Origin of the sequence: Devosia sp. Root413D1 (assembly GCF_001425235.1) — a bacterium.
GTDB lineage: Bacteria > Pseudomonadota > Alphaproteobacteria > Rhizobiales > Devosiaceae > Devosia_A.
In genome coordinates this window covers 458,986-483,220 of the sequence record NZ_LMEA01000010.1, presented here as the reverse complement: position 1 = coordinate 483,220, position 24,235 = coordinate 458,986, and the positions used below count along the sequence as shown (strand labels likewise).

Below are 24,235 nucleotides of genomic sequence, written 5' to 3'. Positions count from 1 at the left end.
AACCACCGGGTGGAGTGGCTAAAGCCCCGTCACCATAAACGTCGTGTGCCGCGGCAGCACCGGGTCCTTCAGCACTTCGAACCCGAGCTTGCGATAGAACGTCTGCGCCCCGCGGTTCACCGGGCTCACCTGCAGGTGCATGCCTTTGGCTCCCGCCCGCTTCAGCTTTGCCATCACATGCTCCATGCCGCGCCGGCCGATCCCCCTGCCGCGCGCCTCCTCGAGCAGGTCGATATGGCCATGTGCCGGATAGCGGTGCAACACCTCGGGGTAGACGAATTCGGGATGACGGATTGCGTATCGCGCCCAGTCGCTCCCCTGCCACCGGCTCTCGTCCGGCCCCGGATCGGCGAGCCGTGCCGCCAGCGGCGGAAACCACTCCGCCGCCATTCTCTTGTAAATTCCCGGCGTATCCGGCGCCCCGAAGATATAGCCGCAGACCCCGTTCGGCCCATCAACCACGAAGGCGAAATCCGGCTCGTACACCTGGTAGGGCACGGCGTAGATCAGCCCGAGCAGGTCCGGATCGTCCTCGCGCGCGGTCGCGTCCTTGCCGCTGTCGCCCGTGCGTAGGCACACCATGTTGAGCGCCGCATGGTCCTCGGCCAGTGCCCCGCGGAGCCGGTAGCCGCCACCGAAATCAAGCACCATGCCGGTAGCGCCCGCTGCCGTCGCGCGGCAGCAGCTCCTGCACCGCCACGGTGAAGCCCTGCCGGTAGAAATTGTAGATCCTGTCCTTGTCGGGGAACTCGGCGCCGCGCGGCGGGTCGCCCGCCAGCCAGTCGAGATAGGTGACGAGATGCGTCATCTCCTCGCGCGCTTCCCACAGATAAGGGTGGAAGGCGTAGAACAGGTCGCGGTTCTCGAGCTCGGTCATCCGGTGGAACAGGGCGATGATGCGGTCGCGGAACTGCACCAGCGCCTCATGCCCATCCTGCCAGCTCTCGTTGCGCACGTCCGGCCGCTTCTCGCTCATCAGCCGCCGCGCCGATTGCAACAGGCCCTCGACCTGCGGCCCGCAGCGGAACGGCTGGTAGAACAACTCACCCAGCAGCCGGATCTCTTCCACCGTCAGCGTCTCGGTCTGCCCGGTAAAGGCCAGCCGGAAGCGCGGCTGCCAGGCCTTCAGCGCCAGCGCGAAGGCCGAGGCCTCGTCGTCGGAGCCGGCGGCAAAGGCGCCGGTCGCGTGCACCGGCACGAAGTTCGCCTCGAACTCGTTATTGGGGTTGGTGATGATCCCGTCGATCAGCGGCAGGATATCGGCGTGCCGGCCGCCCAGCGGCCCGGCATAGACGCGGCGGATATCGTAGTCGTTGGCGTGGAAATTCTCCCAGATCACCGGCTTGCGCCGCAGCACCCGGCCGACTTCGATGAGGCTCTCGGCGCTGATGGTCTTCGAAACAATATCCGGCCCGGTCCAGAACACCCCGATCTCCGGGTGGAGCTCCGCTCCGATGCTGTTGAGATAGGCTGAGCCCGGCACGTCATGCCCGGCGAACGCTGCGCAATATTCGGTCGGGCAGAACAGCACGGCTGCTCCGGGAACCCGCGCCTTGACGTGCTTGAACGCCTCGTTGGCGAAGTAGCTCTGCGCCGCCGCGAAGGAGGGGAAGGCCCGCTCGTCGGCCGGCATCATGGTGCGCGGGATATCGTCGAACAGCAGCGCGAAATGCGTCACGCCGAGGTCCAGGAGCTGGTCGAGCCGGCGCTTCAGCGCCTCGAGGTCGCTTGCGTCCGAGTAGACGACATCGAGACACGGGGCGATCGCCACCATGAAAATGAGCTGCCGCGCCCGTGCCGCGTCGACCAGCTCCTGGAGGGCTACGGCTTCCGCCGCGTTGTAGAGTTCGCGCCAGCGGGCGCGGATCTTGATGTCATCCTTGGGTCCGTAGACGAAGCTGTTCATCCCGGCATTGGCGATCCAGTCGAGCATCTCGATCCGCTGCGGATGCGTCCACGCCCGGCCGTAAAAGCCTTCGATGACGCCGGAGAGGAACGTGGTTGGCACCCTGGCGCGCCCGGCCCCTTGTCGATCCGGCTGATCCAGCAGCACATCCAGCGACCAGCCGGAAAGCCCCGGCGGCGATGCGGTGACATCAGGAAAGTCGTGAACAGTTCCCATCTGGTTCAGTCCATCGCTGTTGCGGTGAGCCCGGCGATCACATGCCGTTGCAGGATGAAGTAGAGGATCAGGATCGGCACGGTGGTGATGGTCAGGGCCGCGAACACCAGCGAATAGTCGGTGCTGTGGTAGCCCGAGAACCGCACCAGCCCGACCGGCAGGGTGCGCTGCGCATCGTCGGTGATGAACAGCAGCGCGAAGAGCAGCTCATTCCACACGCTGATGGTGTTGAGCACCACCATGGTCAGCATCGCCGGCCACACCATCGGCACCGACACATGCCAGAAAATTTCCCAGGTATTGGCGCCATCGAGCCGCGCCGCTTCTTCCATGTCGGGCCGGATCGAGATGAAATAGGCCCGCATCAGGAACACCGTGAAGGCCAGTTGCCAGGCGGCCCCCGGCAGGATCAGCGCCCAGGGGGTATTGAGCAGATGCATGTCGCGCAGCTGCGTGAACAGCGCAATGGCGACCGAAGGCGGGGGCAGCAGCAACCCGATCAACAGGATCCGGTACATCAGCTTCCGGCCCGGAAACTCCAGCCGGGTAAAGGCGAAGGCGGCCGCCGTGGCGAACAGCACGCACATGCTCACCGCGACCAGCGTCACGAACACCGAGTTGAGATAGAGCGTCCCAAGCCCGCCGACCTGCCAGGCCTCGATGAGGTTCTCCCAGCGCCACTGCGCCGGCAGCGCGAAGGGCGCGCGGAAGATCTCGCGGTTCGATTTGAACGACGAGTAGACCATCCAGATCGCCGGATAGAACATGACGAGGACGATCGCGCCGGCCACGCCGAACTGCAGCCATTCGGCCGTGCTGCGACGCCGTTCAGTAGCGCGTGACATTGCCGCGCTCCGAAATCTTGAGATAGGCGATCGAGATCAGCGAGACGACCAGCGTCAACACCACGGTGAGCGCCACGCCATAGCCGATCTGGTTCTGGTCGAAGGCCTGCTTGATGATCCAGGTCGCCGGCACTTCCGTCGCTCCGAACGGCTGCCCGTTGGTCATGGTGAAGAACAGGTCGAACCCGGCAAAGCCGCCGGTCACCGCGAGGAGGATGCAGACGATGACGTTCTGCTTCAGCATCGGCAGGGTGATGGCAGTGAACTGCTGCACGCCATTGGCGCCGTCGAGCCGCGCCGCCTCGTAGAGGTTGCGCGGAATGCGCCTGAGCGCCGCAAAAAAGATCACCATGTAGAAGCCGGCATATTTCCAGCCCGAGACGATGCAGATGAATAAGAGCGCCGTCTCCGGCTGCGCCAGCCAGGGCTGCGCCCAGTCGCCGAGCCCCACCGAGCGCAGCGTCGAGTTGAGCAGCCCGGTGCGGTAGTCGAGCACGAACTTCCACAGGACGCCCGCCGCCGACATCGACAGCACCACCGGCGCAAAGAACATGCCGCGCATCAGCGAGAAGCCGCGCCGATCGGAGTTGAGCAGCACCGCCATCACCAGCCCGAACGTCACCTCGAAGACGAGCGTCGCGGCGATGTAAAGGACGACATGCACGAACGACATCAGGAATGTCGGGTCGGTCAGCGCCCGGGCGAAGTTGGCGAACCCGGCCCAGCGCGGCGCGCTGAACCCATCCCAGAAGGTGAAGGCATAATAGACCGACGCGCCCAAAGGCAGCAGCACGAAGGTCGCGAATAACAGCATCGCAGGCGCCGCGAACAACAGGTTCGCGGCGCCGGTGCTGATAGGGGCCGAGCGGTCTTGCAAAATATGGCGCCGGTTACTGCTTGCCCATGGCGGCGAGCGTCTCGTCGAGCCAGACCAGCGCGTCCTTGGCGCTCTTCTCACCCGAGGCGGCAAAGGCGGCAGCCTGGTAGAAGGCCTCGGCGACCGGTACCGGATACTTGTTGTCCGGTGGCGGCACGATGCCCGAGGCACCGCTCATCAGCGCCAGCATCGCCTGGGTCTGCTCGTCGAGCTTGGCCTTGTCGCTGACCCCCTGCACCGGGCTCATCTGCCCGCTCTCGGCCCACTTGATCTGGCTTGCCTCAGAGGTCAGGAACTTGAGGAACTTGATCGCTTCGGCCGGATGCGGCGCGTTCTTGTGGACGACAAGGCCGGTGATGGTGCCGATCACGCTGTTGGCCAGCGGGTGCCCCGGATCGATCACTGGCGTGTTGAACTGGCCGTATTCGAAGCCCTCGTCGGCGAGGTTGGCGGTCTCCGACACCAGCCACGAACCGATCGGGTGCATCACTGCACCTTCCTGGAAGAACGTCGCCATCGCCGGGTCAGCGCCCAGCGCCTGCATGTCCTTGTTGAAGGCCCCGACATCGTGGAGACCGACCAGGAGGTTCAGCGCCTTCTCGAACTCAGGCGTGTTGAACGGCGCTTCCTGCTTGAAGGCGGCGATATAGGCGTCCGGCGGCACCACCATGGCGGCGATGTGGCCGGCCCAGTTGCCGAGCGGCCAGAACTCGTTATTGCCCTCGACGATCGGCGTCTCGCCCGCCTCGGCCAGCGTCTTGTTGAGCGCCACGAACTCGTCCCAGCTCTTGGGCGGCGTCAGGTTGTGCTCGGCGAAGATCTTCTTGTTGTACCAGATGGTGTTGGTCAGATCGAGCGACAGCGGCACCAGGTACGGCTTGCCGTCGACCATGGTGCCGGCGCCATCGGTCCACACGGCCGGCGAGAAGCTATCCTTCCAGCCATCCGCCGCCATCGCTTCAGTGAGGTCATAGGCATAGCCGGCGGCGACGTCGCGCTGCACCGGGAAGCCCGCCCACTCGAAGAAGATGTCTGGAACCTCGTTGCTCTTCAGCTGGGTGATCAGCCCCTGGTTGGAATACTGATCGTCGTCGAAGACGATCTCCTTGATCTTGATGTCGGGATTGGCCGCCTGGAAATCGGCAATGATCGAATCGAGCGCCTCGCGGCTCGCCCCGCCGGTGATGGAGTGCGTGAAGCGCACTTCGGTCTGCGCCATCGCGGCCGTGCTCAGCAGCAGCAATGCGGTCGCTGTAGTCAGCGCCAACCTTTTGGTCGTCAGCGCCAATCTTTTGGCCATCATCGGTAACACCCTGTTTTCGCCCCAAATCTCTTGGCAGTTATCTCCCTGCCAACTGGTATGTTATTGGTTTAAACCAGTTTGTCCAGCGCTCAAACTTCCGGCGAAGTTCCACGCTAAGGCGCTTGCAAGTTTCCGCGCAAGCCGCTTGCAAACGCCAGTCCAAAATCATACCAGTTGCGCGAGAACAACCACGGCTCACTGGTCGGAGGACGCTTGGACTTTTACGCGGCGGTACGCGAACGGATGGAGGCCCGGCATGGCCCCTTGGGCGAGCGCCTGCGCAACGCGCTGACCGCCGTGCTCGATTCTGGCGCCATCGCCCCGGGCGAGTCGCTGCCTTCCGAACGCGAAATGGCCGAGGCGCTCGCCGTCTCCCGCTCGACCCTGCGCCAGGGGCTGAAGGAACTGGCGCAGCAGGGCATCATCGCCACCCGGCCGGGCGCCGGCACCGTAGTGGTCGGCCGCATTCCCAAGGCGCTGTCGCAGCTCTCGGGCTTCACCGAAGACATGCGCCAGCGCGGGCTCGAGCCGACCTCGCGCGTGCTCGAATGTTCGATCGGCCGGGTCGGCGCCGATGCCGCCTTTCGCACCGGCCTGCCGCTCGGCTCGCCCATTCTCACGCTGGTCCGCCTGCGCCTTGCCGGCGGCGAGGCCATAGCGCTCGAGCGCGCCGTGGTGCCGGTCGAAGCCGTGGGCGCCGATTACGATGGCTCGGGCTCACTTTACGAACGCATGGACGCGCGCCACGCCCGTCCGCACCGCGTGCTGCAGAGCCTCTCGGCCACCGAAGCCGACGAGACGCTTGCCGCCCAGCTCGGCATCCGGCCGGGCGCCGCGGTGCTCGAAGTTTCACAGCTCGGCTACGGCCTGTCCGGCACCGTCGTCGAGGATGCAATGACCTGGTATCGCGGCGATCGGTACAAGTATGTCGGCGAGATCAGAGGCTAGAATGACCACCCCGCGCCAGCGCTATCGCGACCAGCTCGCCATCATCTTCGACCGCATCCTCGGCGAGCAGTCCGCTGCCCTCGACGCGGCCCGTGACGCCGTCGCCACGGCGCTCGGCACCGACCACCTGGTCTATGTCGCCGGCTCCGGCCACTCGCATCTCATCGCCGAGGAGGCTTTTTACCGCGCCGGCGGCATTGCCGCGGCGCAGGCCATTCTCGATCCCGACCTGATGCTGCACCTCGGCGCCGAGCGCTCCACCCTGCTCGAGCGCGAAACCGGCCGGGCCGAACGGGTCCTCGCCGACTATCCGGTCGAGGCGGGCGACGTGGTGTTCATCGCATCCAATTCCGGGCGCAACGCCTATCCGATCGAAATGGCGCTCGCCTGCAAGGCCCGTGGCGCCACCACCATCGCGCTCACCTCGCTGCGCCACGCGCGCGCCATCACCTCGCGCCACGACTCGGGCAAACTCCTCTATCAGGTGACCGATCTCGTCCTCGACAATGGCGGCGAATACGGCGATGCCGCTCTCAGTGTCGGTAACGACATCCGCATGGGACCGACCTCGACCATCGCAGGGGTGTTCATTCTCAACGCCGTGCTGGCAGAAGCCGTCGACCAGCTGTCGCATAACGGTGTCGAGGTTGATGTTTATCAGAGTGCAAACATGCAGGGCGCGGAAGCCGCTGCAGAGGAAATGATCCGCCGGTGGCAATCGCGGATCAGGGGGCTGTAGGGTCGTCCGGGCAGGCGACTCTACAGCCTCGACCGGTCTAGCCGGGGCGTGGCGCGGTAATAGAATACCGCGAACTCTGCTGACCTCAGCTGTCAGCAGCCCGGCGGCAGGTTTGGGCGTCAACCAAGGAGACGTCCCATGCCCGTCCAGCACCTCAACCCCGAGACGCTGCATTCCAATCCGGTGTTCACCCAGGCTATCCTGGTGCCGTCAGGCGCGCGCACCCTGCTGATCGGCGGCCAGAATGCCGTCGACCGGCACGGCCAGGTGGTCGGCAAGGGCGACGTCGCTGCCCAGTCGGCACAGGCGCTCGGCAACCTCAAGGCGGTGCTCGACGCCGCCGGAGCCCAACTCGAGGATCTCGTGAAAGTCACCGTCGTCATCGACCAGCAGGCCGATCTCCGCGCTGCCTTCGGCGCCTGGATGAACTTCTGGGGCGCCCGCACCAACCCGCCCACCGTCACGGTGCTGCGCGTCGCCGGTCTCGCCAACCCCGACTACCTGATCGAGATCGAGGCCCAGGCGGTGCTCGCATGAGCCCGGCGCTGCGGCCATTGCGCAAGCGCGAGGAAATGCCGGATTTCGTCCGCGACGCGCTGGACCGCTCTGGCCTCCGCGCCGCTTACGACGCCCGCCCACCCTACCAGCGCAACGATTACCTGCTGTGGATCAACAAGGTGAAGCGCGAGTCCACCAAGTACAAGCATCTCGCCCAGATGCTCGAGGAACTGGAGGTCGGCGGGGTCTATATGGGGATGAAGTGGAACGGCTGAGCGGGTAGGCGGTGCCCGGTTCGCCCCTCACACTCGATATCATCCCTGCGAACTTTCGCAGGGATGACACCCGGTGGGTAGGGCGAGGCCGTGGACAATTTCGGGCGGCGCACTCACCGATCTCCTATATGATAGCGCTCGCCTCCCGCTTGCAGCCCGCGCCGCATCCCCCTACACCCTCCGGACTAAACTGGAGGGGGCAGCAGTGGACTACGCGTTTGCATTCAAGCCGGGTGAGCTCGACCGCGTCGCGCACCTGCGCACCACCGACGAGACCCGCAGCGATCCACGCACCAGGACGCTGGTATTCTGGCGCGGCAAGCTGCTCGCCGATGCCGAAGGCCGCCCCGCTGCGGTGCCGCTCGATCACCCTGCCCTTTCGGACAGCCGGGAGGCGCCGCTCTTCGTTGGGCTGACGCCCGAGGGCCCGCGCTTTGCCGCCGACCTGCCGCTCTGGTCGCCGCCCGAGGACGCCACCACCATCGGCCAGTTCATCGACCAGACCCAGCAGGTCCACCCCGGCTTCCCCGAGATGAAGTTCGTGGAAATCCGCGGGCTGATGCCGACCCTCACCCGGCTCGAAGGCGAGACCGTTGCCACCGGGCGCGCGTTGATCAGCTGGCACTCGAGCCACCGCTTCTGCGCCAATTGCGGCGCGCCAAGCGGCGTCGAAAGCAGCGGCTGGGTCCGCAAATGCCCGCAATGCGGCACGCAGCATTTCCCACGCACCGATCCGGTGGTGATCATGGCCATCACCCGCGGCGACCTGTTGCTGCTCGGCCGCAGCCCGAGCTGGCCCGAGCGCATGTATTCGCTGCTCGCCGGCTTCGTCGAACCGGGCGAAACCATCGAAGCGGCGGTACGGCGCGAAACGCTGGAAGAAAGCGCCATCAAGGTTGGTCCGGTCCGCTACGTCTCCTCGCAACCCTGGCCGTTCCCGATGTCGCTGATGTTCGGCTGCCAGGGCGACGCACTGAGCGAGGCGATCACCATCGATCCGGTCGAACTCTCCGACGCCCGCTGGGTCAGCCGGACAGAGGTGCTCGAAATCCTCGCTGGCACCCACCCGGAAATCAACCGCCCCCGTCCCGGCGCCATCGCCGGCGCCCTGATCGAAGCCTGGGCCCACGGGAAGCTGCTCGACCCGGATTATTGGGGGAATTGAGGAGTTCGCATGCCTGCCCCTACCGCCGGCGCGGGCTGACCCCCACCCCTGTCCCCTCCCCGCAGGGGGGAGGGAGACGTCAGTCTCGATGCTGGTGTGTGGGTCTCCCTCCCCATTCTTAGGGGGAGGGGACAGGGGTGGGGGTCAGCCCGCACCGGGCCCAGCCATGACTCGCTACCCCTCGCTCCCCACCGCCTTCGTCGAAAAATGCACATACGGGAACAGCTCCGGTACGTGCGAATCCCACACCCCATGCGCGCTCCAGGCCCAGCCGCCCGAATCCTCAGCTGGCTTCGCCGCGCGATAGCTGTTGAAGCGCGAGAAATCCATCCGCCAGGTGTCGCCATCGCGCGGCGGCAAAGCGCGGCCGTCGGTGGCGAGCCAGCCCATGCTGGCCCACGGAATAGCGATCTCCGCCGTCCAGCCGCGATCCCGGTCGGCATTGTCGTTGAGCGTCCCGTCGATCGACGCGGCGGCCCTCAGCCCCGGCATGTCCCAGCTGAACAGGCCTAGCCGCGTTCCCCTGGGATGCTTGTCGAACCCCACTCCGTTCCACGGTTTGGCGCCCGGTGCGCTGCGTGAAAACTCTGCCGCCTTGCTGAAGCCAGCCCGCTCATAGGCATCGTCCCAGACAAAGAACGCCTCGTAGATCGTCCCCAGCGCGTTAAGTTCGAGCTCGTAATACGCGTCGGCGCCGGCGACGAACAGTTCGACGTCGTTCTCGCTCCAGATCAGCGCGTCGCGCTCGGTGAGTTTCGCCTCGACGAACGGCTCTTCTACCCAGAACCCGACATAGAGATGCGTGTCGTCCCACAGCACCGTGGCGCGCGTATCGTGCACCGTCGGCTTGCCACTGATCAGGTCGACAAACCTGGGTGAGCGCGGCGCCAACGCCCAGGCCGCTGCATCGAGCCGGCCATCGATCGCTGGTGGGTCGGACACCCGATAGGCGGTGTAATGCGCGATCCGCTCCTCAGGCCACGGGAACGGCGATGTCGAAGTCCTGGTCATAGGGGTACCTGTCGATGCAGCGGGGCGAGACTATGGTCCCGTCCCACGCAGCGCCACCCCCTCGACTATGCCTCGGGGATCTCGCGCTTGAAGCTCTCGAGCGTGATGCTGTCCGGGTCGGGTCCGCCGCGCTGCGCGCCGTCGAGCCCATCGATCGCCGAGAGCTGTGCTGATGTCAGCTCGAAATCGAACACCGCAAAATTCTCCGCAATGCGCTCGGGCTTCACCGATTTGGGGATCACCGAACGGCCCTGCTGCAGCCCCCAGCGCAGCATCACCTGGGCCGCTGATTTACCGTGTGCCGCGCCGATCTCGAGGATGACGGGCTCGGCCAGCGTGCTCTTCGGAAACCCTGGTCGATAGAAGGTGATGCCGCCGATCGGCGCCCATGCCTGGGTCAGGATACCATGCCGGGCGTTGAGCGCCTGCAACTCGCGTTGCTGAAAGTAGGGGTGGACCTCGATCTGGTTCACCGCCGGCATCACCTTGACTTCAGGAAGCAGGCGTTCGAGGTGCTGCGGCATGAAGTTGCTGATGCCGATCGCCCGCGCCTTGCCGTCCGCCAGCAGCGTCTCGAGCGCCCGATAGGCGCCGAGTGTCCGATCGAAGGCCGAGGGCAGCGGCTGGTGCAGCAACAGCAGGTCGATCTGCTCGACCCCCAGCTTGCCGGCGCTTTTGCTGAAGCTGTGCAGGGTCTCTTCGTAGCCGTAATCGCTGATCCAGATCTTGGTCTCGATGAACACCTCGCCGCGATCCAGCCCTGATGCCCTGATCGCTGCGCCGACGCCGCGCTCGTTGCCATAGCCCGCAGCCGTATCGATGTGGCGATAGCCGACCCGCAGCGCCTCGGCGGCGGCGACCTCGGTCTCGTCGGGTGGCGTCTGGAAAACGCCGAACCCCAGGGCCGGCAAGGTGACGCCATTGTTCAGAGTGATGGTCGGGATCGACATCGTCATCCTCCTCGATTGCAGTTTCGAGGGAGAGATAGGCCGGCTTCTCTCAACCGATAATGCCCTGTAATCTGCATCTACCTGTAAGCAGAGCTTCATAATGGTACGGACCAGCTATAACGACCTCGCCGCCTTCGCCGTGGTGGCGCGGGTCCGAAGCTTCACCCGGGCAGCGGCGGAGCTCGGCCTCTCGCCCTCGGCGCTGAGCCAGACCGTCCGCGCCCTCGAGGAGCGTCTCGGCTATCGCCTGCTCACCCGCACCACCCGCAGCGTCTCACCCACCGAGGCCGGCGAGCGCCTCCTCGCCACCGTCGCCCCGCGCCTCGCCGAGATCGACACCGAGCTGCTGGCGCTGGGCGAGTTGCGAGACAAGCCGGCCGGTACCGTTCGCATCACTGCGAGCCAATACGCCGCCGACACCCTGGTCTGGCCGAAGCTGCAGGCTGTCCTGGGCGACTATCCCGACATCCGGCTCGAGCTGGTCAGCGATAACGGCTTCGTCGATATCGCCGCGCAAGGCTACGATGCCGGCGTGCGGCTGGGCGAAAGCGTCGAAAAGGACATGGTGGCGGTGCGCATCGCCCCCGACAGCCGCCTGCTGCCGGTCGCCTCCCCCGCCTATTTCGCGCGCCACCCGGCGCCTGCGACGCCGCAGGAACTGGTACGGCACCGCTGCATCAACCTGCGCCTCATCGGCAGTGGCGTGATCTACGCCTGGGAATTCGAGCACGATGGACGGCCGCTGCGGGTCCGCGTCGAGGGACAGCTGACCTTCAGCTCCATCGACCTCTCGGTCGATGCCGCGCTCAGCGGATACGGCATCGCCTTCGTTCCCGAGGAGGCGGTGCGCGAGGCTGTGGCGCGCGGCGATCTCGCGGTGGTGCTCGACGGGTGGTGCCCGCCGGTCTCGGGCTTTCACCTCTACTACCCGAGCCGGCGCCAGCAATCGCCGGCGTTCCAGATCATCGTCGAGGCGCTGCGCTACCGGAGCTAGTAGTTGCCCGCCGGCGGATACTGGTGCACCCCGCCCTGCCAGTCCGATACCGCGTAAGTGTCTTCGCCCGTCGCCTCGACATTGCTCGCCGCGATCGGCGCCTTGCCGTAGCCGCCGGGGATATCGAGCACATAGGTCGGCTGGCAGAGCCCTGACACCCGGCCGCGCAGGCTTTTGACCAACGCCTGCCCCTCGGCGATCGACAGTCGGAAATGCGCCGTGCCCGGCGCCAGATCCGGATGGTGCAGGTAATAGGGTTTGACCCGCATCTCGACGAAGCCACGCATCAGCTCGGCCAGCACGTCAGGGTCGTCGTTGATGCCGCGCAGCAGCACCGACTGGCTGAGCATCACCACACCCGCATCGACCAGCCGCCCGGCCGCCGCCCGCGCCGCCGGGGTCAGTTCGCGCGGGTGGTTGGCATGCAGCGCCACATAGGTGGTCTTGCCGCTGGCCTTGAGCGCCGCGATCAGCTTGTCGTCGACCCGCTCCGGTTCCACCACCGGCACCCGGCTATGGAAGCGCACGATCTTGACGTGTGGGATGTCCTTGAGCCGCAGCATCATCTCCTCGAGCCGCCGCGCCGACAGCACCAGCGGATCGCCGCCGGTGAGGATCACCTCCCAGATCTCGGGATGGTTGGTGATGTAGCCGATGGCGGCATCCATCGCCTCGGGCGCCAGCGTCCCGAGCCCTTCCGGCCCGACCATTTCGCGGCGGAAGCAGAACCGGCAATAGACCGGACAGACATGCACAGCCTTGAGCAGCACCCGGTCGGGATAGCGATGCACAATCCCCTCGACCGGCGAGTGCGACAGGTCGCCGATCGGATCGGCCCGTTCCTCCGGCGTGGTGCTGAGTTCAGCGATGTCTGGCACGAACTGCCGGGCAATTGGATCGTTCGGGTCCGCCCGGTCGATCAGACCCGCCATGTCAGGCGTCACCGCAAGGGCATAGCGCTTCGCCACCGCTTCGGCGTCGCCGAGGCGGTCTGCTCCGAGCAGGCCGGCCGAGACCAGGTCCTTCGCCGTCCGGATCGCGCGATCCTGTTTCATCTGTCGCCTCCGACCACCGGCACCCACAGGACATCCTCGATCCGCCGCGCGCCGACGGCCAGCATCACCAGCCGATCGAAGCCGAGCGCCACGCCGCTGGTTTCGTCCATCAGCGGCAGCGCCGCCAGCAAGTCTTCATCCAGCGGATAGGTTTCGCCATAGAGCCGTTGCTTTTCTTCCATCTCGGCGGCAAATCGACGGCGCTGCTCTGCTGCATCGGTGAGCTCACCAAAGCCGTTGGCCAGTTCCACGCCGCAGGCATAGAGCTCGAACCGCTCCGCCAGCCGCCGATCGTCTCCGGTCCGCCGCGCCAGTGCCGCTTCCGCCGCCGGGTAACGGTCGAGCACTGTCACCCGCCCCAATCCCAGGTTCGGCTCGACCTTTTCCACCAGCACGCGGCTGAACAGGTACGACCAGGTGTATTCCCTCGGCACATCGAGCCCGACGCGCCGCATCTCGGCAGCCAGCGCCGCTGCATCCGTCTCGCCCGCCGCATTCATGGTCGCGAACAGGTCAACCCCGGCATAGCGCTCAAACGCCTCGACCACGCCCAGTCGCTCGGGCTCCGCGAACGGGTCGCACGCGCGGTCACGGAACTTCAGCGCCGTCACGCCCGTCGTCTCGGCCGCAATCCGCAGCAGGTTGACGCAATCAGCGATCACCGCGTCATATGGCTCCCCCGCCCGATACCACTCGAGCATGGTGAACTCGGGGTGGTGCAAAGCGCTCCGTTCGCGATTCCGCCACACGTGTCCGAGGCTGGCGATGCGCCGCTCTCCCGCCGCGAGGAGCTTTTTCATCGAGAATTCCGGCGAGGTGTGGAGATAGAGCGTCTCCCCCACCCCGTCATTGCCGATCGCCGTGGTGGCAAAGGCATGCAGATGCGTCTCGTTGCCCGGGCTGCGCTGCAGCCCCGGCGGGTCAACCATCAGAAAATCCCGATCGGCGAGATACTTGCGCACCGCCAGCTCGATGCGGTTGCGCGCCAAGAGCGCCGGACGCCGGTCGGCGTGCACCGAGGCCGTCCACCATGGGGAAACCGGCGGGACTGGTGAGGGGGCGGGCAAGGCTACGTCTTTCGGCTCGGGACTGGCGGTTTTCGCGGAATTAGGGTATCGGCGGCACCGATACATCAGATTAGCGCGTTCGGCCCGGCCTTTTGCTGCCGCTCTCTAGGCCCTCGCCAACCGTTGAACAAGGAAGAACTAATGGTCAAGGTCATCGCCTCGTCGCTGCGCAAGGGCAACGTCGTCGAGCACGACGACGGCAAGCTTTACATCGTGCTGGTCGCCGAGAACATCCATCCCGGCAAGGGCAACTCGGTGACCAAGGTCGACATGCGCCGCATCTCGGACGGCGTGAAGGTTGCCGCCAGCTGGCGCACCGTCGAAATGGTCGAGAAGGCCGACGTCGACGAGCGCGCCTACCAGTTCCTCTATAACGATGCCGAGGGCTTCCACTTCATGGAGCCCACCACCTACGAGCAGATCGCCGTCTCGGAAGACGTGGTCGGCGATCAGGCCGCCTACCTCACCGACGGCATGGAAGTTTACATCCGCACCTTCGACGGCGTGGCGCTGTCGATCGAACTGCCGCAGCGCGTCAGCCTCGAGATCGTCGAGACCGAGCCGGTGGTGAAGGGCCAGACCGCCTCCTCCTCGTTCAAGCCGGCGACCCTCAACAACGGCGTCAAGACCATGGTCCCGCCCCATATCGGCGTCGGCACCAAGGTGGTCGTCATGACCGCCGACGGCAGCTACGTCGAGCGCGCCAAGGACTGACCTTCGGCCGCAAAGCGGCAAAATCGCTCCAGTGGAACGATTTTAGGAGGTCAGGCCCGAAGAGCTACGCTTGCAGGGCTGGGATGCTGACTATGCACTAATACAAAGCAATGGGCACTCAGTGCCCCATTGCTTTGCGCACCTCCCTGAGGTCGGCGACGAACCGCTCGCGCTCCCGCTCTGCCTCCGCCCGATCCGGCATCCGCAGCAGGTAGGACGGGTGCACTGTCGCGAGCATCCGCGTTCCGTCGGCCAACTCGGTGACCCGGCCGCGCACCGAGCCCAGCGTCGTACTGCTGCCGGCAAGACTGGCGACCGCCGTCGCGCCCAGCGCCACGATCAGCTTCGGCTTGACGAATTCCCGCTCCAGATCGAGCCAGAATTTGCAGGCCTTCACCTCCCCCATATTGGGCCGCTGGTGCAGCCGCTTCTTGCCGCGCGGCACAAACTTGAAGTGCTTGACCGCATTGGTGACGTAAGCCCGCTCCCGGTCGATGCCGGCCTCCGTCATCGCCGCATCGAACACCTTGCCGGCCGGCCCGACGAAGGGTTTGCCCGCAAGGTCCTCCTGATCGCCCGGCTGCTCGCCGACGAACATCACCTCGGCATTATCAGGCCCCTCGCCGAACACCGGCTGCGTCGCCATCTCGTAGAGCGGGCAGCGCCGGCACTGGTCGATCGCTTGGCGGGCCGCGCCGAGCGAGGTGATCTCGACCTCGGGCACCTCGTCCTCGACCTGCCGCTCGGTCCGCCGCAGGTGTTTCGATGATGGGATGCTGGCCTGCCGCTCGATCATTTCCGCCTCCGCTGCCTTGGCGCCGCGTATCAGGGAAGGAATGAGTTCGGCCTCCGGCAGGTTGCGCCAGTATTTCACCGGCATTTCCGACTTCATCATCCGCACCTTGAGCCGCGCCGGGTTGAAGATCGAGGCGAAGTAACTCTTCCACACCCCCTCCATGGCATCCTCGGCAGGCACATCGGCCTTGTGCCCACCCGACCCGAACTCGAGGCTCTCGCCATCCCAGAATACCGAACGGTAGGGCGTGACGATCGCCCACATCATGCCGGTGAAGCGCCTGACAAAGAACGGCGCCACCCGCTCCAGCACGTAATGTTCCGGCTCGAACCAGGCGACGAACCGCTCGAGCCCGGAATCGTCGGCGATGGACTTGAACCGCACGAAGGCCTTGAGCTTGTGCGCATCGCGCCGCACTGCAGACACCCGCCGGTCGAGCCGGCCAACATCGGGGTCCGAGCGCGCCTCCATCAACGCCTTGTCCTTCTGCAGCCGCCACAGCAGCCGATAGAGCAGCGCGAAACGTTCGGGATCGCTGTGGCAGATCCCCGCCTCGGCCCAGTCGATGAAGCGCTGCGGCACCACCCCGACCTTGCGCTCGGTCACCTCTGCCGGCGCGTTCTCGGTGACGAACAGATCCTGCGGCGTCGAGGGATCGAGCCACACCACCTCGTCCGGTGGCACCGCGTCGAGCAACAGCCGTCGCGCTGCCGCCCGCCACTGGTCGAAATCGTTGAGCGCTTCGAGCCGCACCGAGCGCATCAGAACAACTCCAGCTGCTTTGGGGCCGGGGTCAGCTTCCCCCTGAGTTTGGCGTCATCGGTCAGCCCGCCCGGGGACCAATCGTCCGCTTCGACGAACGGCCGCAGCTTGTCGATCGATCCGGCCATCCGCGCCAGGTCGGCCAGCGTCAACCGGTGATGCCGCCGCGAGCTGAGGATGCGGTCGACCACCCTTACGCCGAGCCCCGGCACCCGCAGCAGGGTCTCCCGCGCCGCCCGGTTCACATCGACCGGAAACTGCCCGCGGTTACCCAGCGCCCAGGCGAGTTTTGGGTCGAGCTTCAGATCGAGCAGCCCGTCTTCGCCGCCCGAAACGATCTCGTCGACGTCGAAGCCATAGAACCGGATCAGCCAATCCGCCTGGTACAGCCGGTGCTCGCGCATCAGCGGCGGCGGCGCCAGCGGCAGTTTCGAGCTCGCATCGGGGATCGGCGAAAACGCCGAGTAGTAGACCCGCTTCAGCCCATAGCCCGAATAGAGCGCCGCGCTGCGCCCGAGTATGGTGGCATCCGTCGCCTGGTCGGCGCCGACGATCAGCTGGGTCGATTGTCCGGCCGGCGCGAGCCTCGTGGGCTTGCGCTTGCCTTCGAGCTTGCCGTCCGGCCGACTTTCCTCGCGCTTTGCTTGGATATGCGCCATCGCCGTGCGGATGGCGCTCGGCTTCTTCTCCGGCGCCAGCGTCTCGAGGCTGATATCGGTCGGCAGCTCGATATTGGTCGAGAGCCGATCGGCATGCAGCCCGGCCTCCGCCAGCAGCTCCGGCGCGGCATTGGGGATCACCTTCAAATGGATGTAGCCGCCGAACCTGTGGGTCTCGCGCAGCGTGCGCGCCACCCGCACCATCTCCTCCATGGTGTAGTCGGGTGAGCGGATGATGCCGGACGAGAGGAACAACCCCTCGATGTAATTGCGCTTGTAGAAATCGAGCGTCAGCCCGACCACTTCCTCGACCGAGAAGCGGGCCCGCTGCACGTTGGAGGACGAGCGGTTGACGCAATAGACGCAGTCATAGACGCAGAAATTGGTCAGCAGCACTTTCAGCAGCGAGATGCAGCGCCCGTCCGGCGCATAGGAGTGGCAGATGCCACTGCCCTCGGTCGAGCCGATGCCGCCGGTCGCAAGGCTCGAGCGTTTCACCGAGCCGCTCGAGGCGCAGGACGCGTCGTATTTCGCCGCATCCGAGAGGATCGACAGCTTTCGCTGCAGGGTCAGCTGGGTCATCTGTTCACTTTATGTTCGCAACGGAGCTTGCCTCCGAGGCCTGCTGTGGAGCAACTCAAAAAGACATGTTCGGAAGTGATCGCGGAAACGCCACGCGCAGCATCGTTCAGGATTGCTGGACAATGCGTCGGCGTGGGGCAGCTATCTCGCCGGTCCGAGACCGCCTATCTGGTGGTCACGAGCTTTCATCAGGAGGTCCACATGACCCTCGAACTCAAAGGCATTCACCACCTCACCGCCATTACCGCGGCGGCGCAGCGTAACGTCGAATTCTACACCCGCACGCTCGGACTGCGGCTGATCAAGAAGACCGTCAACCAGGACGATGTCAGCGCCTATCACCTGTTCTACGGCGACGCGATCGCCTCGCCCGGCGCCGACCTGACCTTCTTCGATTGGCCGGCCGCCCCGAACAAGCGCGGCAACCACGAAGTCTCCCGCACCGGGCTGCGCGTCCATTCGGAAGCCGATCTCAGCTGGTGGAAGGAACACCTCAAGGAAAAGGACATCGCCTCAGGCAACATCAAGGAGCGTGCCGGGCACCTCTCGCTCGACTTCGAGGACTTCGAGGGCCAGCGCTTCCGGCTGATCGCCGATCCCAAATCCGCCCCGGCCCATCCCTGGGCCGAGAGCCCGATCCCGGCCGAGCACCAGATCATCGGCCTCGGGCCAATCACCCTCGCCGTCCCCGACCTCCGCCGCTCCGAACCGGTACTGAGCAAGGTGATGAACCTGCGCGAAGTCCGCTCCTACCCGGCCCGCGAGAAGAACGGCGAAATCCACGTCTTCGAGATGGGGGAAGGCGGTGCTGCGGCCGAACTGCATGTCGAGGTGAACCCCGATCTGCCGCAGGCCCGCCAGGGCGCCGGCGGCGTGCACCATGTCGCCTTCCGCACCCCCAACAAGGAAGAATTCGACGAGTGGGTGAAGCGCACGGCTGAGTTCGGCGTCCGCTCCTCGGGCGAGGTCGAGCGCTTCTACTTCAAGTCGCTCTACTTCCGTGAGCCCAACGGCATCCTGTTCGAGATCGCCACCGACGGCCCCGGCTTCACCGCCGACGAACCGCTCGAAACCCTCGGCCGGCGCCTGGCGCTTCCGCCGTTCCTCGAGGGACGTCGGGCGGAGATCGAAGCTGGGTTGAAGCCGCTATCATAATAGTTGTCTGAGCGCTCGCGGAGGATTGCCGACACCCGAGCCTTTCGCTACCTGTAGCGCTGACCGGGAAGCAGTGTGCGGTCTTGTACACTGCTTCGTCATAGCACAGTGTCACGGAGCTTCTATGCAGGACCCCAGAAAATCTGCCAAGCCGAAGTCTCGCCGGCGCCTCGCGCTCGCGGCAATTCCCGTTGCCGGGCTTTTGTTCTTGGGCAGTACCGTCACCAGCCAGGCGTTTTTCACGCCCGACGTCGTCGCGCAGATCGACCATTTCGTCGAGTGTTTCGGCTGGATGATCACCGACCCCGAGTTGCACCAGGCCAACTGCTCGCCGGCACGGAACTTCACGAACGAGTGGCTGGGATCGGGCAGCGGCAGCGGTAGTGGCGGCATCGTGATCGTCACGACGACGACCACCACCACCACCACAACGACAACATTCACCGGCACCGTGAATTAGGACGGGAACGGCCAGGGCGGCGATATCAACTAGGTCCGTGTGACGACCATCGAGCAACCGATCGCGGCGGCGCCGCCGCACTATGGCGGGGCGGTACCGTACCGGCGCCTTGCGATGCTCGTGCTACTGGCGCTTGCCGGGATTGCGTTGAGAGGCGCCGTCTTTGCCGCCATCAATGGTGGGACGGACGTCAGCGGCTATGTCCACGCGCTCTGCGTTTGGGACTGCGGCTGGTACAGAACCATTGCCGAGGGGGGCTACGACCTGGCGCCAGGGGTTCGACTCCGCCCCGGCGCCGCCAACTGGGCCTTCTTCCCGCTCTCGCCAACCCTTGCGGCTCTGCTCGGTCGCCTTACCGGGCTGTCGGCCGAATGGGCCGGCTTCATCGTTTCGAACACCGCGGCAATCCTCGCCGCTTTGGCGGCACGGCCCCTGTTCAACAGTGGCCGGGCCTATTGGCTGTTCGCTACCGGCCTCCTCGTCGGCCCTTTCTCCTTCCTGTTCTCGAGCCTCCATACCGAAGCGCTGTTCATTCTGATGACGACGCTGGCATTGCGCGCCCTCAGCAATTCGCGCTTTGTGGTTGCGGGATTGGCCACGGCCCTGCTGTCGGCCACACGGGTCACCGGTGTGCTGATGGTGTTCGCCATGCTGGCCAAGGCGGTCGAGGATCACCTTACCCAGGGCGGTCGCTGGCGTGACCTGCCGCTCGCCCTGATCGGCAATCCCCCGCTGCTCCTCGGCCTCGCACTCGCCCCGGCAGGGCTGTTCGCCTATATCGCCTGGCTGCAGTTCCAGGTCGGCGACGGACTGGCCTTCGTCCACATCCAGCGGGCTTGGGGAAGGGAACTCGTCAATCCACTGAGTTCCCTCGCCCTGCTGACCGAACTGCAATGGCCGATGACGCCGGCCGGCATGGTCGTTGCGAGCTGGGCGGCCGCCGCCGTCATCGGTCTGGTCCTCTGTGTCGTGTTGCTGTTCCAGCGCCGCGTGCCGGCGGCCATCTTTTGTGCGCTCTGCATCCTGGTGTCGCTGTCGGCCGGCCAGACCTCGCTGGTGCGCTTCGTCGCCGGCCTCGCCCCGCTCGGCTGGGCATTGTCGGCGCTGCTCGCACGCTGGACTCCCGCCTGGGTTCTCGGCTTCCTCGTCGCCATAGTCCTCGATGTCGTGCTCACCATCGGCTGGATCAACAGCTCCCTGTTCGTGATGTGATGCCGAGCAAGCGCAACCATTGGATGTACGGACTTTCCGCGGCGCTACTGCTAATCGAGGCGGCCATCTTCGCTGCAGCGCTCTTCCCCTCGGTCACGCCCGAATATCGTGCCTACTACCTCGATCGCAGTACCGACTGCTACCCGTTGCCGGTCAGCGGCGCCTACCGTCTGGGTGACCGGGTGTCGTTTGGCGCAGCATCCGAGGGGAAGCGGGTTGACCTTGCCCGGTGTGGCTGGCGCGACCCCGAGGCGCGCGGCTCCTGGTCGGATGGCAACCGCTCGATGCTGCGATTCGCCATCGCGCCGCCGCCCGCCGATCTCGTGCTCCAACTCAGCGTCCAACCCTATCTCGATGCCGAAACTCCGAGGCAACGCATCGAGGTCACGGCCAATGGCACGCCGCTTGAAACGTTCGAGCTGGTTGAGAAAAGCCCGGCCATTCACCGCATCAGCGTTCCCTCGGACATCGTCGGAACCACCGGCTGGCTCGACATCACCTTGAACTACCCCGATGCGCGGCCGCTCACCGCTGCTGGCTCGGGCACCCGATATTACGCCCTGTTCGTCCTCGACGTCGCATTGATGGGGGCGGTCGATTGACGCTCCGAGAGCGCCAACAGTCGAGCGCGGCTCCGACAGCAGCGGGGCCGCGCTCATAAGCGCCGTGGGGGGCAGCGGCGCTATCGCTTACCGCCTCAGCGGCAGTTGCGGTTGCCTTCCGGCGCCGTGCAGAACGGTTCTTCCGTCTCCGGCGCCAACGACCTAGCCATATCGATCAGCTGCATGAACTCGGCGCGGTAGCCGTTTTCGTCCGTGCCGCGGGCGCCCTGGGCCAGCGACCGGATATCGGCCCAGCTCATCTCGCCATAGTTCGAACCCCTCAGCTTCTGCCCGAACGCGGCGACCGCCGCGGCGAAGCGAGAGTCCTCGGAGGCTTCGGCGAGGCTCGAAACCGCCTGGTCCTTGCCGATCGCCTGCTCGATCAGCTTGCTGGTCTCCTCGTCGGGCAGCTTGTAGCGCATCTTGAGGAAACCGATCTCGCCATTGCCGGCCGTTTCGGCCGTGGCGTCGGTGCTGTAGCGCAAGGGGTCGTTCAGTTCGGCGCCCGAACCGACCGGGGTGATCTCGTAGAGCGCGGTGACGGTGGTGCCCGCCCCGATCTCGCCGGCATCGACCTTGTCGTTGTTGAAGTCCTCGCGGTTCAGCGCCCGGGTCTCGTAGCCGATCAGCCGGTACTCGCTGACCACCGCCGGGTTGAACTCGACCTGGATCTTCACGTCCTTGGCGATGGTTTCGAGCGTGCCGCCGGCATCCTCGACCAGCACCTTCTGGGCTTCCTTGAAGCTGTCGATGTAGCTGGCATTGCCGTTGCCGTTCTGCGCCAGCGCCTGCATCGTATCGTCGCCCAGGTTCCCCTGGCCAAAGCCGAGCACCGACAGGAACACCCCGCCGTCGCGCTTGGATTTGATGTAGGTCTTCAGGTCTTCCGGATCGTCGATCCCGACATTGAAATCGCCGTCGGTGGCGAGGATCACCCGGTTGACGCCATCGGCAACCTTGTTCTGCTCGGCCAGCCGATAGGCGAGTTCGATGCCTTCGGCGCCGGCAGTCGAGCCACCGGCCGAGAGGTTCTCCAAGGCGCCGATGATCTTGGCCTTGTCGGTCGCCTTGGTCGGCTCCAGTACCACGCCGGCCGAACCGGCATAGGCAACGATCGAGATGGTGTCGTTGGCCCCGAGCTGATCGACCAGCAGCGCAAACGCCCGCTTCAGCAGCGGCAGCTTGTCCGGCTCATCCATCGACCCCGAAGTGTCGATCAGGAACACCAGGTTCGACGCCTTGTCTTCGGTCACCGCGGGGACATAACCCTTGATACCGATCTGGACGATCTGCGTCTTGCCGTTCCACGGCGTCGGATAGACCGAGACCGTCGGCTTGAACGGCGTCGAAGCGTCTGATGGCGCCGGGTAATTGTAGTTGAAGTAGTTGATCAGCTCTTCGAGCCTGACCGCATCGGGCTCCGGCACCCAGCCCTCGGTCAGCGAGCGCCGCACATAGGCATAGGAAGCCGTATCGACGTCGATCGAGAAGGTCGAGACCGGATCGATCTTCACCACCTTGAGCGGCGATTCGGTGAACTTAGAGAACTCGTCGCCGCTCGGCTCAGTCGGCTTTGCCATCGTCGCATCGGCAGGCGCCGGCGCAGCCATAAAAGCTTCCGTTTGAGCCACGCCAGGGGCGGCCATCTGCTTGGGCGCTGCCATCCGCATCTCGACCGTCGGCGCCACCGGCATCACCGGTGGGACCGCATCCACCGCCATGCTGTTCTGCGGGGCGACTTCGTCACCCAGCATCAGGCTATCCTGACGCATCACGTCGGCCTCGCCGTCCGGCGCAGCGGCCGCGAGGTTCGAGGTGCTGGCATCTGCCCCGACCGTCGCCGGAGCCTCCTGCGCCGTGGTCGTGGCTGCGGCATTGCCGGCCGCTTGCTGCTTCAGTTCGTCGGCGCGGCCGAGTTCCATCGGCGCCGGTTCGGGCTGCGCCACCGGCTCTGGTTCGACCATCGCCATCGGCTGGTCTGCATCTTTGCTGCTGACCGCAACTGGCGGCACGCCGATCGGGGTGATCGCGGTGCTGTTGTAAAGCTGGTAGCCGAGCGGCAGCAGCAGCAGTGCGACAGCTGCGGTGCCGAGGCCGTAAGTGAGACGGTTATCCATGATCCAGGTCCCTTTCGCATTGGCGAAGATGGACCTGAGACGCTGGGTGATCGGATTTCCTTGGGTAGCTTTTTTCGCGTTCGCCTGTTCGGCATCGAAAGCCAGCATGGCGGCATCGAGCGCGCGGCGGCGCGCCGCCTCGGAAGGGGCCGGGGGTTGCGCCTGCTGCAGCGCGTTGAGCTTGTCGTCGTCGTGGTTGCTCATAGGAGCCCCCTCAGGGTCTTTTTGGCTTCGTGGATGTGCCAGGAGACGGTTGCCTCCTTGCACCCCATGATCACGCCGGCTTCGGCGTGGCTCATCCCCTCCGCGTAAATCAGCAGCACTGCATCCCGTTGCTGTTCGGGAAGTCTGCGTACTGCGGTCCACAGCTCCTTACTGGTCGCTGCGTCTTCCTGCTCGGGCAGGTATTCATCCGGCGTCACCTCGGCATAGCGGTCGGCATTGCGCCCGCGCCGGCTGCGCGCCCGCTGCATGTCGCGCACCGCATTGAGGGTAACGCGATAGAGCCAGCTGGTGAATGCGGAGCGCCCGTCGAAACTCTTGAGGATCGAGGCGAGCTTGATGCACACATCCTGCGCCACATCCTCGGCATCCGACACCTTGCCGCACCATTTGCACGCCGTGCGGAAGATGAAATCGTAGTGCCGTTCGACCAGCTCGCCAAACGCACGCCGATCGCCACCGACCGCCCGCGCGATCAGCGTTTCATCGGCCGTTGGGGCGTCGAGCACCCCACTATTGCTGAATTCAGGCGTCAAGGACCGTAGCACCTATGTGAGCTTTCAGCCGGTGTTCTAGGACTGAGACGATGAACGACGACTGATCCTTGGGGTAGTGGTGAAGATTTTTCTTGCGAAGTTCGGAGCGTGTGGCCACCCCCACCCTTAATCCCTCCCCACAAGGGGGAGGGAGAAGCTTGAACCGAGACTGTGCAGCTATCGCCTCCCTCCCCCTTGTGGGGACGGTAGCGCAGCTTGGCGAAGCCGTAGCGAAGCTAGGGTGGGGGTGGCCATACGCGCTACCACCCGCAGCCACACGCCGCACCTGCTGCACTTGCGACGAGGGCATCGGAGGGCTAACCCATTCTCATGTCCGAAGATCCGAAAAAGCCCGATAGCCCGTTCCGCCTTAACCGCAGCCGCATCCTGTTGCTGCTGCTCGGCGCACTGCTGTTGACCTACATCATCTCGGCCATGCTCGGTGGGCTCGGCAACTACCAGATGCTCAAGGAGTCGGCGACGCAGCCGGCTAGCGAAACCACCAGCACCACGCCGTCGCCCTGACAATCGACCGGCGTCATCCCCGCGAAGGCGGGGACCCAGCGCCC

The 24,235-nt window shown here is 65.5% G+C and carries 25 protein-coding genes; 12 read left to right on the top strand and 13 right to left on the bottom strand.

Going from position 1 to position 24,235, the window contains the following annotated elements:
* Positions 1–18: 18 nt before the first annotated feature.
* The 5 genes from ASC89_RS17030 to ASC89_RS17010 form a co-directional block, all read right to left on the bottom strand.
* Complete coding sequence (locus ASC89_RS17030; RefSeq protein WP_055999894.1) at positions 19–651, bottom strand: N-acetyltransferase; 633 nt, start codon at positions 649–651, stop codon at positions 19–21.
* Positions 641–2,122 (bottom strand): beta-N-acetylglucosaminidase domain-containing protein, encoded by a 1,482-nt coding sequence (locus ASC89_RS17025; RefSeq protein WP_055876868.1) that lies wholly within the window; start codon positions 2,120–2,122, stop codon positions 641–643. The genes ASC89_RS17030 and ASC89_RS17025 overlap by 11 nt, the downstream gene beginning before the upstream one ends.
* A gap of 5 nt (positions 2,123–2,127) precedes the next feature.
* Entirely contained in the window at positions 2,128–2,967 is an 840-nt protein-coding gene (locus ASC89_RS17020) for a carbohydrate ABC transporter permease (RefSeq protein ID WP_055876865.1), read from the bottom strand.
* On the bottom strand, positions 2,951–3,781 hold the full coding sequence (locus ASC89_RS17015; protein ID WP_156384658.1) for a carbohydrate ABC transporter permease: 831 nt from the start codon (positions 3,779–3,781) through the stop codon (positions 2,951–2,953). The genes ASC89_RS17020 and ASC89_RS17015 overlap by 17 nt, the downstream gene beginning before the upstream one ends.
* A 76-nt stretch (positions 3,782–3,857) precedes the next feature.
* Entirely contained in the window at positions 3,858–5,147 is a 1,290-nt protein-coding gene (locus ASC89_RS17010) for an ABC transporter substrate-binding protein (RefSeq protein ID WP_055876860.1), read from the bottom strand.
* A 213-nt stretch (positions 5,148–5,360) separates the two neighbouring features.
* Between ASC89_RS17010 and ASC89_RS17005 the strand changes: the two genes are divergently transcribed.
* From ASC89_RS17005 to nudC, 5 genes are all read left to right on the top strand, one after another.
* The gene (locus ASC89_RS17005) at positions 5,361–6,095 is read left to right on the top strand and encodes a GntR family transcriptional regulator (protein ID WP_156384657.1); all 735 of its coding nucleotides are present in this window, start codon (positions 5,361–5,363) and stop codon (positions 6,093–6,095) included.
* Position 6,096: 1 nt separating this feature from the next.
* Positions 6,097–6,834: a sugar isomerase domain-containing protein gene (locus tag ASC89_RS17000; RefSeq protein WP_055876856.1), complete on the top strand. Its 738-nt coding sequence runs from the start codon at positions 6,097–6,099 to the stop codon at positions 6,832–6,834.
* A 138-nt stretch (positions 6,835–6,972) separates the two neighbouring features.
* On the top strand, positions 6,973–7,371 hold the full coding sequence (locus tag ASC89_RS16995) for a RidA family protein (RefSeq protein WP_055876854.1): 399 nt from the start codon (positions 6,973–6,975) through the stop codon (positions 7,369–7,371).
* Positions 7,368–7,607 (top strand): YdeI/OmpD-associated family protein, encoded by a 240-nt coding sequence (locus ASC89_RS16990; RefSeq protein WP_055876851.1) that lies wholly within the window; start codon positions 7,368–7,370, stop codon positions 7,605–7,607. The genes ASC89_RS16995 and ASC89_RS16990 overlap by 4 nt, the downstream gene beginning before the upstream one ends.
* 205 nt (positions 7,608–7,812) lie before the next feature.
* Entirely contained in the window at positions 7,813–8,772 is a 960-nt protein-coding gene (gene nudC, locus ASC89_RS16985; protein WP_055999891.1) for an NAD(+) diphosphatase, read from the top strand.
* 174 nt (positions 8,773–8,946) lie between these two features.
* On the opposite strand, the gene ASC89_RS16980 is transcribed toward nudC, so the two are convergent.
* Both ASC89_RS16980 and ASC89_RS16975 read right to left on the bottom strand, forming a co-directional pair.
* Entirely contained in the window at positions 8,947–9,783 is an 837-nt protein-coding gene (locus ASC89_RS16980) for a carbohydrate-binding family 9-like protein (RefSeq protein WP_055999889.1), read from the bottom strand.
* A gap of 65 nt (positions 9,784–9,848) precedes the next feature.
* A complete protein-coding gene (locus tag ASC89_RS16975; RefSeq protein ID WP_055999887.1) occupies positions 9,849–10,733 on the bottom strand; it encodes an aldo/keto reductase in 885 nt (294 codons plus the stop codon).
* Positions 10,734–10,833: 100 nt separating this feature from the next.
* On the opposite strand from ASC89_RS16975, the gene ASC89_RS16970 reads away from it, so the two are divergent.
* Positions 10,834–11,727 carry a LysR family transcriptional regulator gene (locus ASC89_RS16970; RefSeq protein WP_055999884.1) on the top strand — a complete coding sequence of 298 codons (894 nt, stop codon included), beginning with the start codon at positions 10,834–10,836 and terminating at the stop codon, positions 11,725–11,727.
* On the opposite strand, the gene ASC89_RS16965 is transcribed toward ASC89_RS16970, so the two are convergent.
* Both ASC89_RS16965 and epmA read right to left on the bottom strand, forming a co-directional pair.
* Positions 11,724–12,782 (bottom strand): lysine-2,3-aminomutase-like protein, encoded by a 1,059-nt coding sequence (locus ASC89_RS16965; RefSeq protein WP_055999881.1) that lies wholly within the window; start codon positions 12,780–12,782, stop codon positions 11,724–11,726. The two genes, ASC89_RS16970 and ASC89_RS16965, sit on opposite strands and share 4 nt — an antisense overlap.
* Positions 12,779–13,798, bottom strand: coding sequence for an EF-P lysine aminoacylase EpmA (epmA, locus tag ASC89_RS16960; RefSeq protein WP_244488483.1), 1,020 nt, complete (start codon positions 13,796–13,798; stop codon positions 12,779–12,781). Before epmA ends, ASC89_RS16965 begins: the two co-directional genes overlap by 4 nt.
* A gap of 192 nt (positions 13,799–13,990) precedes the next feature.
* On the opposite strand from epmA, the gene efp reads away from it, so the two are divergent.
* Complete coding sequence (gene efp, locus ASC89_RS16955) at positions 13,991–14,563, top strand: elongation factor P (RefSeq protein ID WP_055999876.1); 573 nt, start codon at positions 13,991–13,993, stop codon at positions 14,561–14,563.
* A gap of 118 nt (positions 14,564–14,681) precedes the next feature.
* On the opposite strand, the gene ASC89_RS16950 is transcribed toward efp, so the two are convergent.
* Together ASC89_RS16950 and ASC89_RS16945 are read right to left on the bottom strand one after the other, a co-directional pair.
* Positions 14,682–16,121 (bottom strand): UdgX family uracil-DNA binding protein, encoded by a 1,440-nt coding sequence (locus ASC89_RS16950; RefSeq protein WP_055999873.1) that lies wholly within the window; start codon positions 16,119–16,121, stop codon positions 14,682–14,684.
* Positions 16,121–17,362, bottom strand: a complete 1,242-nt coding sequence (locus tag ASC89_RS16945) for a putative DNA modification/repair radical SAM protein (protein WP_055999870.1) — start codon at positions 17,360–17,362, stop codon at positions 16,121–16,123. Before ASC89_RS16945 ends, ASC89_RS16950 begins: the two co-directional genes overlap by 1 nt.
* 201 nt (positions 17,363–17,563) lie before the next feature.
* On the opposite strand from ASC89_RS16945, the gene ASC89_RS16940 reads away from it, so the two are divergent.
* From ASC89_RS16940 to ASC89_RS16925, 4 genes are all read left to right on the top strand, one after another.
* Complete coding sequence (locus ASC89_RS16940) at positions 17,564–18,517, top strand: ring-cleaving dioxygenase (RefSeq protein ID WP_055999867.1); 954 nt, start codon at positions 17,564–17,566, stop codon at positions 18,515–18,517.
* Positions 18,518–18,641: 124 nt separating this feature from the next.
* On the top strand, positions 18,642–18,977 hold the full coding sequence (locus ASC89_RS16935; RefSeq protein ID WP_055999864.1) for a hypothetical protein: 336 nt from the start codon (positions 18,642–18,644) through the stop codon (positions 18,975–18,977).
* A gap of 39 nt (positions 18,978–19,016) precedes the next feature.
* On the top strand, positions 19,017–20,189 hold the full coding sequence (locus tag ASC89_RS16930) for a hypothetical protein (RefSeq protein ID WP_055999861.1): 1,173 nt from the start codon (positions 19,017–19,019) through the stop codon (positions 20,187–20,189).
* Positions 20,189–20,791 (top strand): hypothetical protein, encoded by a 603-nt coding sequence (locus ASC89_RS16925; protein WP_055999858.1) that lies wholly within the window; start codon positions 20,189–20,191, stop codon positions 20,789–20,791. The genes ASC89_RS16930 and ASC89_RS16925 overlap by 1 nt, the downstream gene beginning before the upstream one ends.
* 95 nt (positions 20,792–20,886) lie before the next feature.
* Here ASC89_RS16925 and ASC89_RS16920 read toward each other — a convergent pair whose 3' ends face one another.
* Positions 20,887–23,112, bottom strand: a complete 2,226-nt coding sequence (locus tag ASC89_RS16920) for a VWA domain-containing protein (RefSeq protein ID WP_055999855.1) — start codon at positions 23,110–23,112, stop codon at positions 20,887–20,889.
* Positions 23,109–23,666: an RNA polymerase sigma factor gene (locus ASC89_RS16915; RefSeq protein ID WP_055999852.1), complete on the bottom strand. Its 558-nt coding sequence runs from the start codon at positions 23,664–23,666 to the stop codon at positions 23,109–23,111. Before ASC89_RS16915 ends, ASC89_RS16920 begins: the two co-directional genes overlap by 4 nt.
* Before the next feature lie 330 nt (positions 23,667–23,996).
* On the opposite strand from ASC89_RS16915, the gene ASC89_RS16910 reads away from it, so the two are divergent.
* Positions 23,997–24,191: a hypothetical protein gene (locus ASC89_RS16910; protein ID WP_055999849.1), complete on the top strand. Its 195-nt coding sequence runs from the start codon at positions 23,997–23,999 to the stop codon at positions 24,189–24,191.
* Positions 24,192–24,235 lie beyond the last annotated feature (44 nt).

What these genes read in the sequence shown, in the direction of transcription:
- ASC89_RS17010 (WP_055876860.1), bottom strand. Translation starts at nt 5,147, where the DNA reads ATGATGGCCAAAAGATTGGCGCTGACGACCAAAAGGTTGGCGCTGACT.
- ASC89_RS16990 (WP_055876851.1), top strand. Translation starts at nt 7,368, where the DNA reads ATGAGCCCGGCGCTGCGGCCATTGCGCAAGCGCGAGGAAATGCCGGAT.
- ASC89_RS17020 (WP_055876865.1), bottom strand. Translation starts at nt 2,967, where the DNA reads ATGTCACGCGCTACTGAACGGCGTCGCAGCACGGCCGAATGGCTGCAG.
- ASC89_RS16940 (WP_055999867.1), top strand. Translation starts at nt 17,564, where the DNA reads ATGACCCTCGAACTCAAAGGCATTCACCACCTCACCGCCATTACCGCG.
- ASC89_RS16975 (WP_055999887.1), bottom strand. Translation starts at nt 10,733, where the DNA reads ATGTCGATCCCGACCATCACTCTGAACAATGGCGTCACCTTGCCGGCC.
- ASC89_RS17000 (WP_055876856.1), top strand. Translation starts at nt 6,097, where the DNA reads ATGACCACCCCGCGCCAGCGCTATCGCGACCAGCTCGCCATCATCTTC.
- ASC89_RS16970 (WP_055999884.1), top strand. Translation starts at nt 10,834, where the DNA reads ATGGTACGGACCAGCTATAACGACCTCGCCGCCTTCGCCGTGGTGGCG.
- ASC89_RS16980 (WP_055999889.1), bottom strand. Translation starts at nt 9,783, where the DNA reads ATGACCAGGACTTCGACATCGCCGTTCCCGTGGCCTGAGGAGCGGATC.
- ASC89_RS16950 (WP_055999873.1), bottom strand. Translation starts at nt 16,121, where the DNA reads ATGCGCTCGGTGCGGCTCGAAGCGCTCAACGATTTCGACCAGTGGCGG.
- ASC89_RS16945 (WP_055999870.1), bottom strand. Translation starts at nt 17,362, where the DNA reads ATGACCCAGCTGACCCTGCAGCGAAAGCTGTCGATCCTCTCGGATGCG.
- ASC89_RS16910 (WP_055999849.1), top strand. Translation starts at nt 23,997, where the DNA reads ATGTCCGAAGATCCGAAAAAGCCCGATAGCCCGTTCCGCCTTAACCGC.
- ASC89_RS16995 (WP_055876854.1), top strand. Translation starts at nt 6,973, where the DNA reads ATGCCCGTCCAGCACCTCAACCCCGAGACGCTGCATTCCAATCCGGTG.
- ASC89_RS17030 (WP_055999894.1), bottom strand. Translation starts at nt 651, where the DNA reads ATGGTGCTTGATTTCGGTGGCGGCTACCGGCTCCGCGGGGCACTGGCC.
- ASC89_RS16935 (WP_055999864.1), top strand. Translation starts at nt 18,642, where the DNA reads ATGCAGGACCCCAGAAAATCTGCCAAGCCGAAGTCTCGCCGGCGCCTC.
- efp (WP_055999876.1), top strand. Translation starts at nt 13,991, where the DNA reads ATGGTCAAGGTCATCGCCTCGTCGCTGCGCAAGGGCAACGTCGTCGAG.
- ASC89_RS17015 (WP_156384658.1), bottom strand. Translation starts at nt 3,781, where the DNA reads ATGCTGTTATTCGCGACCTTCGTGCTGCTGCCTTTGGGCGCGTCGGTC.
- ASC89_RS16920 (WP_055999855.1), bottom strand. Translation starts at nt 23,112, where the DNA reads ATGAGCAACCACGACGACGACAAGCTCAACGCGCTGCAGCAGGCGCAA.
- ASC89_RS16925 (WP_055999858.1), top strand. Translation starts at nt 20,189, where the DNA reads ATGCCGAGCAAGCGCAACCATTGGATGTACGGACTTTCCGCGGCGCTA.
- ASC89_RS17025 (WP_055876868.1), bottom strand. Translation starts at nt 2,122, where the DNA reads ATGGGAACTGTTCACGACTTTCCTGATGTCACCGCATCGCCGCCGGGG.
- ASC89_RS16965 (WP_055999881.1), bottom strand. Translation starts at nt 12,782, where the DNA reads ATGAAACAGGATCGCGCGATCCGGACGGCGAAGGACCTGGTCTCGGCC.